Annotated in this window: 1 protein-coding gene; it reads right to left on the bottom strand. The window is 68.4% G+C overall.

What is annotated here, in order from left to right; genetic code table 11:
• Position 1: 1 nt before the first annotated feature.
• Positions 2–718: substrate-binding domain-containing protein (locus FB047_RS16760; protein WP_136588346.1), on the bottom strand; the 717-nt coding region annotated here is incomplete at its 5' end.

Genomic DNA, 718 nt, shown 5'->3' with positions numbered 1-718 from the left:
GTCAGCAGCTGGACTTGTAGACCGCGTCCTTGCCGTCGCCGTTGATGTTGTCCTTGGTCAGGATGGTGAAGCCGGTCTGGATCTTCGCTTCGGTGGATTCGCCCTTCAGCGCCGCGATGGCCTGCTTGACGCCGTCGGAGCCGATGGTGCCGGGCTCCTGGGCGACGAGGGCCTGGACGGTTCCGGCTTCGAGGGCCTTGACCTGGGCGGGACCGGCGTCGAAACCGACGATGGTGACGGCGCCCTGCTTGCCGGCCTGCTGCACGCCGGTGGCGGAACCTTCGGCGGCGAAGAGGTTGGCGGCGAAGATGCCGACGATGTCGGGGTCCTTCTGCAGGGCGGCGGTGACGATCTCCGCGGCGGTGGAGGGCTCGTTGTGGGAGTACTGCACGCCCACCGACTCGAACTTGGAGTCCTTCTTGACGGCGTCTTCGAAGCCCTGGGCGCGGGCGTCGGTGGTGGACACACCGGGGTCGGTGGACACGACGAGGACCTTGCCGCCGTTGGGGTTGGCCTTCTGGATCGCCTCGAACGCGGCCGCTCCGCCGCCTTCGTTGTCACTGGAGATCTGCGACACCGCCCCGGAGGGGTCCTCCAGGGTGGTGTCGACGAGGACGACCTTGATCCCGGCGGCTTCGGCTGCGGCGATCGGCGCCTGCATGGCCGACACATCCGTCGGCGCGATGAGCAGTGCGTCGGGCTTGGAGGCGACGACAGC

It is taken from the genome of Microbacterium hydrothermale (genome assembly GCF_004854025.1).
Lineage (GTDB): Bacteria > Actinomycetota > Actinomycetes > Actinomycetales > Microbacteriaceae > Microbacterium > Microbacterium hydrothermale.
This window is presented reverse-complemented; position numbering and strand designations above follow the sequence as displayed.